At 73.9% G+C, this 9126-nt stretch carries 6 protein-coding genes; 4 read left to right on the top strand and 2 right to left on the bottom strand.

Annotated elements, in window-relative coordinates:
• Nucleotides 1-197 precede the first annotated feature (197 nt).
• Nucleotides 198-575, top strand: coding sequence for a hypothetical protein (locus tag ACFVFS_RS39820; RefSeq protein ID WP_380629947.1), 378 nt, complete (start codon nt 198-200; stop codon nt 573-575).
• Nucleotides 576-653: 78 nt separating this feature from the next.
• On the opposite strand, the gene ACFVFS_RS39815 is transcribed toward ACFVFS_RS39820, so the two are convergent.
• Nucleotides 654-2306, bottom strand: a complete 1653-nt coding sequence (locus ACFVFS_RS39815; protein ID WP_380629946.1) for a cytochrome bc complex cytochrome b subunit — start codon at nt 2304-2306, stop codon at nt 654-656.
• 374 nt (nt 2307-2680) lie between these two features.
• Here ACFVFS_RS39815 and ACFVFS_RS39810 point away from each other — a divergent pair, with 374 nt between their 5' ends.
• Together ACFVFS_RS39810 and ACFVFS_RS39805 are read left to right on the top strand one after the other, a co-directional pair.
• A complete protein-coding gene (locus ACFVFS_RS39810) occupies nt 2681-3034 on the top strand; it encodes a hypothetical protein (protein ID WP_380629945.1) in 354 nt (117 codons plus the stop codon).
• 88 nt (nt 3035-3122) lie between these two features.
• Nucleotides 3123-3497, top strand: a complete 375-nt coding sequence (locus ACFVFS_RS39805; RefSeq protein ID WP_380629944.1) for an ArsR/SmtB family transcription factor — start codon at nt 3123-3125, stop codon at nt 3495-3497.
• A 34-nt stretch (nt 3498-3531) separates the two neighbouring features.
• Here ACFVFS_RS39805 and ACFVFS_RS39800 read toward each other — a convergent pair whose 3' ends face one another.
• The gene (locus ACFVFS_RS39800) at nt 3532-7443 is read right to left on the bottom strand and encodes an amino acid adenylation domain-containing protein (RefSeq protein WP_380629941.1); all 3912 of its coding nucleotides are present in this window, start codon (nt 7441-7443) and stop codon (nt 3532-3534) included.
• A 556-nt stretch (nt 7444-7999) separates the two neighbouring features.
• Here ACFVFS_RS39800 and ACFVFS_RS39795 point away from each other — a divergent pair.
• Nucleotides 8000-9094, top strand: coding sequence for a substrate-binding domain-containing protein (locus ACFVFS_RS39795; RefSeq protein ID WP_380629939.1), 1095 nt, complete (start codon nt 8000-8002; stop codon nt 9092-9094).
• Nucleotides 9095-9126: the final 32 nt, after the last annotated feature.

Genomic DNA, 9126 nt, shown 5'->3' with positions numbered 1-9126 from the left:
CCCGCCGGCCGGGCGGCTCCCGCCGCCGCGGCGCGGCGGTCCGGCGCGTCGGCGGCCGGGCACCGTCCGGTCACTGGTAGTGATGGCCCCGTCGCGGAGCGGTCCGCCGCAGCGGTGGGCGGAACCGCGCCCGACGGCACGGAAACGCACGGGACAGCACGGGACGGCGCGGCACGCACGCGGGACAGGGAGCGGTCATGGGTGGCAGGCAGCGTCCGCCGAAGGCGCGGAACGTCCGGCCGGCGGCGGACACCGGGGCGGAGATCGCGAAGTTGGAGGGCTACCTCGCGTGGGAGGCGGAGGTCGCGGCGGCCGCGCGCGACGCCCGGGCCTTCGCCGACCGCTTCCCCTGGCTCCCGGCGGACGACCGGGAGGCGCTGGAGGGCGCCTACGCCGAGGACCGCCTGCGGTACGCCGAGGAGGTCGTCGACCGGGCCGTGGGCCGCTGCCGGGAGCTGGCCGCCCGCTACCGCGCCGAGTGCCGCCGGGTCTGTGCCCGCTGGGCGGCCGTCTGCCTGTCCGTGGCCTTCGCCGCGGCGCTGCTGGCCGCCCTCCCGGCGGCGCTGCGCGCCTGACGGCCCGCCCCGGCCGCGCACGGGCCCGCCGCACACCCCTCGGGTGCGCGGCGGGCCCGTGCGCGCGGTGCGCGGGTCTCAGTGGTGGCCGTGGCCGCTGCTGATCTCCTGGTGCTCCTCGGCGGTCGGCTTGGCGATCTGGGCGCCCTCGCCGTAGAAGCCGCGGGAGAGCTTGGCCCGCGCACGGGTCCAGATCGACACCTTGCGGGCCACCCCGTTCTCGTCCACCTCGGCCGGCAGCACGACCGGCTGCGGCTGGTCGTGCGAGGTGAGCGTGTAGAGCCGGTCCTGCGGCAGCGGTGCGTGCACCTCGACGAACTCGCCGTGCTGGAGCCGCTTGATGACGCCGGTCTCGCGCCCGTGCAGCACCTTCTCCCTGTCGCGCCGCTGCAGGCCCAGGCACCAGCGCTTGGTGATCACGAACACGATCACCGGCCCGACGAAGAAGCCGATCCGGGCCGCGATGGTGATCGCGTTGATCGACAGGTGGAAGTGGGTGGCGAGCAGGTCGTTGCCGCCGGCGGCGAGCAGGATCAGGTAGAGGCTGATCCAGGCGGCGCCGAAGGCGGTGCGCACCGGGGCGTTGCGGGGCCGGTCGGCGATGTGGTGCTCGCGCCGGTCCCCGGTGATCCAGCCCTCCAGGAACGGGTAGGCCCAGATCGCCACCAGCACCAGCGGGAAGATCATCAGCGGGACGAACACGCCCATCACGAGCGTGTGGCCCCACAGGCCGATCTCCCAGCCCGGCATGATCCGGATCAGGCCCTCCGAGAAGCCCATGTACCAGTCCGGCTGGGCGTCGGTGGACACCTGGTCGGGCCGGTAGGGGCCGTAGGCCCAGATCGGGTTGACGGTGGCGATCGCGGCCATCGCCGAGACCACGCCGAACACCAGGAAGAAGAAGCCGCCCGCCTTGGCCATGTACACCGGCATCAGCGGCATGCCGACCACGTTCTCGTTGGTCCGGCCGGGCCCGGCGAACTGGGTGTGCTTGTGGTAGAAGACCAGGATCAGATGGGCCGTCAGCAGGCCCAGCATGATGCCCGGGATCAGCAGGATGTGCACCGTGAAGAGCCGCGGCACGATGATGGAGCCCGGGAACTGGCCTCCGAACATGAACATCTCGAAGTACGTCCCGACGATCGGCACGGCGAGGACCGCGCCCTCCATGAACCGGATGCCGGTGCCGGAGAGCAGGTCGTCGGGCAGCGAGTAGCCCATGAAGCCGTCGAACATGCCGAGGATCAGCAGGCCCGCGCCGAACAGCCAGTTGAGCTCGCGCGGCTTGCGGAACGCGCCGGTGAAGAAGACGCGCATCATGTGCGCGAACATGCCGGCGACGAAGACGATCGCGGACCAGTGGTGGATCTGGCGGATCAGCAGGCCGCCGCGGATGTCGAAGCTGATGTCCAGCGTCGAGGCGTACGCCTGTGACATCCGGATGCCCTTGAGCGGCACGTAGGGGCCCTCGTAGACGACCTCGCCCATGGACGGGACGAAGAACAGGGTCAGCCAGACGCCGGTCAGGATGATGATGACGAAGGTGTAGAGGCAGATCTCGCCCAGCATGAAGGACCAGTGGTCCGGGAAGATCTTGCGCAGGTTGGACTTGGACAGGGCGTAGATGCCGAGTCGCCCGTCCGTCCAGTCGGCGAGCGCCTCGGCCTTGTTGGCGGGCGCCGCGCGGGTGCTGGTGGCCGGTCCCGTGCCCGACTGCTGGTCGGCTCTCACGACGGGCTCCCCGGCGTCCGCCGCGGCACGTCCTGGACGCCCGGCCGCGAAACGGCCGGCCGATGGAGTGATGTGATCATCGGACCTCTCGATACGGGGGGCCGGGCAGGCCGGCGCACGGATCCGGCGACCCGCCGCCCCGTTGCTCAAAGTGATGGAGCGCTTACTCTGTCATGCTGTCGGGAGCACGCCGACTGTGCACGTCCATCGGCCCGTCCGGCCGCTCGTGTCGGCCCGTCCGGGGGGTGCGCCGCCCCGGTCGCGGGCCCGGCCGCGGCTCCGATGCTGCGCTCGGGTGCTGTTGGCGGCGCGGTGAAGCGTTTCGGCGCGCGCCGCAGCGGGGGAGGGTGCGGGGCCGGGCCTACGCTGCGCCAATGGTGGAACACCGGGAACTCTTCGAGGACGTGACAGCCGACCTGGCCCGGGCCGGCTTCGACACCGGGCGCGGTCCCTCGGGCCTGCGGATCGACCCGGGACCGCGCGGGGTGGTGATCGACTGGCCGCCCGTCGGCGGGCCCGCCGACGGACCGCCGCCCGCCGAGGGCATCCGGGCGGCCGTCGCCGTCGCCGTCGCCGCCGTGCTGCGCGCGTCCGGCTACCGGGTGGCGGAGGCGGACTCCGGCGGACTGGTCGTCACCGGCGGCCCCGCCCGGGTCGGCCCCGCGCCGGAGGAGCCGGCCGGACCGGAGCGCGAGCCGGCCGCCGTCCCCGAGCAGTGGTGGGGCTGACCCGGCCGGCCGGCGCCGGATTGCCCCTGCTCCGACCCACGTGCAACCATGAGGTTGCAAGCGCTGGTGCCGGCCGAGGAGCAGCCCCATGAACGACACCGCGACGGCGGACCGGAGCCCCGGAGGCGAGCGGGTCGACGGTGTGCTCGGCGCCCTCGCCGACCCCACCCGGCGCCGGCTGCTCGACCTGCTCGCCGCCCAGGGCGAGGCCACCGCGACCACCCTCGCCGGGCGGCTCCCGGTCTCCCGGCAGGCCGTGGTCAAGCACCTCGCGGTGCTGGACGCCGCCGGGCTGGTCGCCGGCCACCGGACTGGCCGCGAGGTGCGCTACGCCGTCCGCGCAGCCGCCCTGGACGACACGGCGCGCTGGATGGCCGGCCTGGCGGCCGACTGGGACCGGCGGTCTGCCGGGATCGGCTCCCTCGCCGAGGCGCCGGTACCGCCCGGGCCGCCCGGGACCTAGAAGCGGCCCCGGGCGGCGATCGGTCGACTGCGGGTCAGGCGTGCGCCGCGGCGGCGATCGCGGCGGCCAGCTCCGCCACCCCGGGCTCCCGCAGCACGCCGTAGTGGTCACCGGCCAGCCGCACCATCCCCGGTGCGGCCCCCGACCAGCCGGCGCCGCCCTCGGCGCCCTCGATACCCTCGATGAAGGAGTAGTCGTCACCGGTGGCCTTGAGGACCGTCACCGGGGCCGACAGCCGGCGCTCGGCCAGCTCGCGGAAGCTGTACTCGAACTCGTACGTCTCCCCGACGATCCGGGCGATCCGGGCGATCAGCTCCTCGTCGAGGTCCGGCAGCAGCCGGTGGACGAAGGCGGCGAAGCCCTCCTCGTCGTCCACCTCGGCCAGGCAGCGCGCCAGCTCCGGCCCGCCGATGGACCCGGCGAACACCGAGTACAGGATCGTCAGGTACGCCGGGTTGCGGTACGAGGACTCGCGCCCGTACCGCTCCCCGTCGGCCCGCCGCAGCTCCGGGTTGCCCGGGCAGATCAGCATCACGTCCGCCACCCGCTCCCCGGCCCGCTCCAGCTGCCAGGCCGCCTCGAACGCCACCCGGGCGCCGAACGAGTACCCCCACAGGGTGTACGGACCGTGCGGCCGCACCTCGCGGATCTGCGCGACATCGGCGGCGGCCGTCTCCCGGATCGTCGGGTACGGCGTCTCCCCGGGGTTGATGCCGTACGCCTGCACCCCGAAGAACGGGCGGCCCGAGCGCCCGGCGAGCGGGCGCAGGTTCATCGGGTAGCCGCCCAGCCCCGGCCAGCAGAACACCGGGTCGCCGGCGCCCCCGCGGTGCAGCGCCACCAGCCGGGACACCGGGGCGCCCGCCGCCCCGCCGCCGGCCCGGGAGGCGTCGATCCGCGCCGCCAGGTCCGCCAGCCCCGGGCACTCGAACAGCACCTGCAGCGGCAGCCGGGTGCCGAACTCCCGGTTCACCCGGTTGACCAGCGCCACCGCGATCAGCGAGTTCCCGCCCGCCGCGAAGAACTCGTCCGCCGCCGAGACGGCCTCGTACTTCAGCGCCGACGCCCACACCCCGGCCAGCCGGCGCTCGGTCGGCGTCGACGGCGCCACGAACGGCGCGCCGGTGCCCGCGTCCCGGACCCGCTCGGCGGCGGCCAGCGCCCTGCCGTCCACCTTGCCGTTCGCGGTCAGCGGCAGCTCGTCCAGCACCAGTACCCGGTTGGGGACCATGTAGTCCGGCAGCACCGCCGCCAGCTCGTCCCTGATCAGCTCCGCCGGGCCCTTCATGTGCACGGCGTCCTCCCGCATGCCCTCGCTGCGGACCTGCTCCTCGCTCACCCGTCCGCCGACGAAGAAGTACGACGGACCGGCCGCGATCCCGCACCCGGCCAGGACCGCCTCCATCCGCCGGGCGGACGGCAGCGGGTGGCCGCTGCGCGAGCTGTAGCCCGAGGACATGAACCCGAAGCCCAGCGCGTTGCGCTGCAGGTGGTGCAGCCGGGTGCCGAGGCCGATGTACTCCAGCCACGGCTCGGTGGCCCGGCTCACCGCCGTGACGCCGAAACCCGCCCGCCGGTACACCTGCTGGTTGATCGCGATGACGTGCCGGGACTCCACGATCTCGTCCGAGATCCGGCTCAGCTCGCCGCCCTCGTACCGGTACAGGCCGGCCGGCAGGCCCTCGACCCCGCCCGGGTGCGCCTGGACGAACAGCTCGGTGTCCTCCCGGCGCGGCCGCCCGTCGTCCGGGACGATCGTGAAGCTGCCCAGGTAGAAGTCCTCCTCGGCGACGTCCAACCGCCGCTGCACGTCCGGCTCGTGGCCCAGCGGGCGCACCGCGAGGCCGTACTCCGGCAGCACCTCCTCCAGCACGCCCAGCATGTGGCCGGTCTCGAACTCCAGCACCTCCTGGATGTTGTTCCGGTACACCGGCTCGATCGCGCCGCGCCGGCCCAGGAAGTGCACCGCCAGCGCCGGCCCGCCGGGGTCGGCCGCGCCGACCCGGACCAGGGTGTGCTCCAGCGGGTGGTAGTAGTACACGCCCGCGGCCGGGCCGTGCGAGCCGTCCGTCTCCAGGTACAGCTGGGTGGCGTACAGCGCGCCGGGGGAGGCGTAGGCGTACTTCGGCAGCAGCCGCTCCTCGCTGTGGAACTGGCCGAACCAGCGCAGCACCGGGCCCAGTTCGGCGAGTGTCACGGGAGCCTCCCGGGGCGCCGCTGCGGGGGCCGCCGGCCCGGGCGCGGGGGCCGGGTGCGGGGCGGCCAGCAGCGCCAGCAGGTCGTCCACGGTCGTCGGGCCGCCCTCGAAGAAGCGGTAGGTCTTGCGGGCGAAGGTCTCCCGCCGCTGCCGCCCGGTCTCCCGGCGCCCCGGCAGCTCCACCACCGGCCGCCCGGCCAGCTCGGCCGCGCCGCGCACGCCCGGGTTGGACAGCTGCGCCCTCACCTGGAGCTTGCTGGCCTTGGACTGGTGGTGGCCGCCGTGGTTGCCCTGGTCCATCAGGGCGGCCTCCTTCGGGTTCAGCTCCACGCAGGCCACCAGGTTCCGGTGCCCCGTCCGCGCGTCGTCCGTCACCACGGCCGCCGCCCGCCGCACCCAGGTGTGCTCCTCGATCGCGAGCGCGATCTCGTCCAGCTCCACCCGGTAGCCGCGCAGCTTGACCTGGTTGTCCATCCGGCCGGCGCACTGCAGCGTGCCGTCCGGGTTCCACAGGGCGAGGTCGCCGGTGCGGTACAGCCGCTCGCCCGGCAGGTGCGGCGAGGCGACGAACCGCTCCGCCGTCAGATCCGGCCGGTTGAGGTAGCCCCGGGCCAACTGGACGCCGCCGATGTACAGCTCGCCCGTCGCCCCGAACTCCACCGGCGCCAGCCGCTCGTCCAGCACGAAGCAGCGGGTGCGGTCCACCGGCACGCCGATCGGCACCGAGCCGGCCCCGTCGCCCAGCGCCCCCGGATCGACCCGGTGGGCGGTCGCGTTGATGGTGCACTCGGTCGGGCCGTAGAGGTTGACCAGCGCCGCGCCCGGCAGCGCCGCCGTCAGCGCCCGCGCCAGGCGCACCGACAGCGGCTCGCCGCCGGAGTACAGCCCGCGCAGGCCGGTGCAGTCCGCCAGCCGCTCGGTGTCCAGCAGCGCCTGGAGCAGGGTCGGCACGCACTGCAGGGTGGTCACCCCGTGCGCGAGGACGGTGTCGATCAGCGCCTCAGGGTCCCGGTAGACGCCCGGGGCGCCCATCACCACCCGGGCGCCGGCGGCGGGCGCCAGGATCTCCCACTGCGCCGCGTCGAAGCTCATCGGCGTCTTCTGCAGGACGGCGGCCTCCGGGCCGAGGTGCCCGGCGTCGGCCAGCCAGCGCAGCTGGGACACGATGCTGTGGTGCTCGATCATCACGCCCTTGGGGCGGCCGGTGGAGCCGGAGGTGTAGATGACGTACGCCAGCGACTCCGGGTCCGGGGCGGCGGGGCCGTGGCTCTGGTGCGGGATCGGGGGCGCGTCGGGGTGCCCCGGCGCGTCCGGCGGCTCGGCGGGCACGACGATCCGGGTGCCCGGCGGGACCAGCTCGGCCAGCCGGGCGCGCAGGTGCTCCTGCGTCACGATCACCCTCGTCCCGCTGGACTCGATCATCCAGCGGACCCGCTCCTGCGGGTACTCCGGGGAGAGCGGCAGGTACGCGGCGCCCGCGTGCAGGATGCCCCAGGCGCCGGTCATCAGCTCCAGCGAGGGCTCGGTGTACAGGCCGACGCAGTCGTCGGCGGCCACCCCGAGCCGGTGCAGCCGGCCACCGAGCGCGTCGGCGGCGGCGGCGAGCTCGCGGAAGCTGAGCCGGCCGCCGTCGCCGGTCACGGCGGTGGCGTCGGGCCGGGCGGCGGCCTGGGCGCGGAGCAGGTCGGGCAGGCAGAGGGATCGGCGGGCGTCGAGGAGGACGGCGGACGGGACGGACTCTGCGGTCATGAGGGGGTTCCCTGGGTCGGGCCGATACGGCAGCCCGGTGCGCCGACCGGGCGTGACCTCCACGGTCGGCCGCCCGGTGTCCCGAGCGCCTGGGGCGACGGCCGCTACCCGGTCCGGGTTTCCGCCCGGGCCGCGTAGCGTCCCGGTCCCGGGTGTCCCGGGCGGGTCCCGGTCGGCAGGGCCGCGGTTCGAGCTCCCGGTCGGTGCGCCGCCGGTCGCGGGCGGCGCGGGTGCCGGGGTGCCGCGAGCCCACGCGGCGGCCGCCGTCCTGCTGACCCACAGCCGGGCGTAGCGATGCGTTTCGCCGACGGATGATCAAACTCTTGAACACGCGGGGGAACTCAGCCCGCCCCTGTCAAGAGGGTTGCGCAGCCCTCCTCCTGGGGATCCGACTGGAGGATCCTCCAGGTTTCAAGCGCGAGTTGGCCTTCACGAAGATAACGAACCTGTCGGGATCGTCCCAAGTCCGGGTTTACTTATTGACGCAACATGACATGTCCGGGTTAACTCCTGCCACCTCGCCGCAGTGGAGCGGCCCTGTCCCGGAGGGTTCCCCATGAACGCAACGACGCGTCGCGTCCTGATCGGTACCGCCGCGATCTCGATGGCCCTGTCGGCGGCCGCCTGCGGCAAGGCGGGCGGCGACAAGAAGGAAGCCGCGGGCCCCGGGGACACCAGGTCCATCGGCCTGCTGCTGCCGGAGAACGCCTCCTCCACCCGGTACGAGTCCTTCGACCGCCCGTTCATCGAGGCCAAGGTCGCCGCCCTCTGCCCCGACTGCACGGTCCGCTACAACAACGCCGAGGGCAGCGCGGCCAAGCAGAAGCAGCAGTTCGACACCCTGATCGCCGAGGGCGTCAAGGTGATCGTCCTCGACGCCTTCGACGCCAAGTCCACCGGGGCGTGGGTCAAGGAGGCGGCGGACAAGGGCGTCAAGGTCGTCGCCTACGACCGCCTGGCCACCGGCCCGGTCGCCGCCTACGTCTCCTTCGACAACGAGAAGGTCGGCGAACTCCAGGGCCAGGCCCTGCTGGACGCCCTCGGCGCCAAGGCTGCCGACGCCGGCATCGTGATGATCAACGGCGACGAGGCCGACCCCAACTCCGCGCTCTTCAAGTCCGGCGCCCACAAGGTCCTCGACGGCAGGATCAAGAAGGTGGTCTACGAGCAGTCCGGTGAGTGGAAGCCCACCGTCGCCGGACAGAAGGCCGGCGCCGCCATCACCGAGCTCGGCAAGAACGGCTTCCAGGCCGTCTACTCCGCCAACGACGGCATGGCCGGTGCGATCATCACCCAGCTAAAGGCCGCCGGCATCACCGTCCCGGTCGGCGGCCAGGACGCCGGCCTCGACGCGATCCAGCGCATCGTCACCGGCGACCAGGCCTACACCATCTACAAGGCGTACCGGCCGCTCGCCGAGAGCGCCGCCGAACTGGCCGTCAACCTGCTGCAGGGCAGGGACGTCAAGGGCATCGCCACCGACACCGTCGACAGCGCCACCGACCGGGGCATCCCGGCCAAGCTGCTGGAGTCCAAGGTCGTCACCAAGGCCAACATCAAGGAGACCGTCGTCGCCGACGGCCTCTACCGGATCGCCGAGATCTGCGCCGCCGACTACGGCGCCGCCTGCGACGCCGCCGGCCTCAGGTGACGCCCCCCGCCGGACCCGCCGGTAGCCCGGCG

The sequence above is a fragment of the Kitasatospora sp. NPDC057692 genome (assembly GCF_042799475.1).
Taxonomy (GTDB): domain Bacteria; phylum Actinomycetota; class Actinomycetes; order Streptomycetales; family Streptomycetaceae; genus Kitasatospora.
This window is presented reverse-complemented; position numbering and strand designations above follow the sequence as displayed.

Excerpts from the sequence above, each read along its gene's own strand:
- ACFVFS_RS39820 (WP_380629947.1), top strand. The coding sequence starts at position 198 with ATGGGTGGCAGGCAGCGTCCGCCGAAGGCGCGGAACGTCCGGCCGGCG.
- ACFVFS_RS39795 (WP_380629939.1), top strand. The coding sequence starts at position 8,000 with ATGAACGCAACGACGCGTCGCGTCCTGATCGGTACCGCCGCGATCTCG.
- ACFVFS_RS39805 (WP_380629944.1), top strand. The coding sequence starts at position 3,123 with ATGAACGACACCGCGACGGCGGACCGGAGCCCCGGAGGCGAGCGGGTC.
- ACFVFS_RS39810 (WP_380629945.1), top strand. The coding sequence starts at position 2,681 with ATGGTGGAACACCGGGAACTCTTCGAGGACGTGACAGCCGACCTGGCC.
- ACFVFS_RS39800 (WP_380629941.1), bottom strand. The coding sequence starts at position 7,443 with ATGACCGCAGAGTCCGTCCCGTCCGCCGTCCTCCTCGACGCCCGCCGA.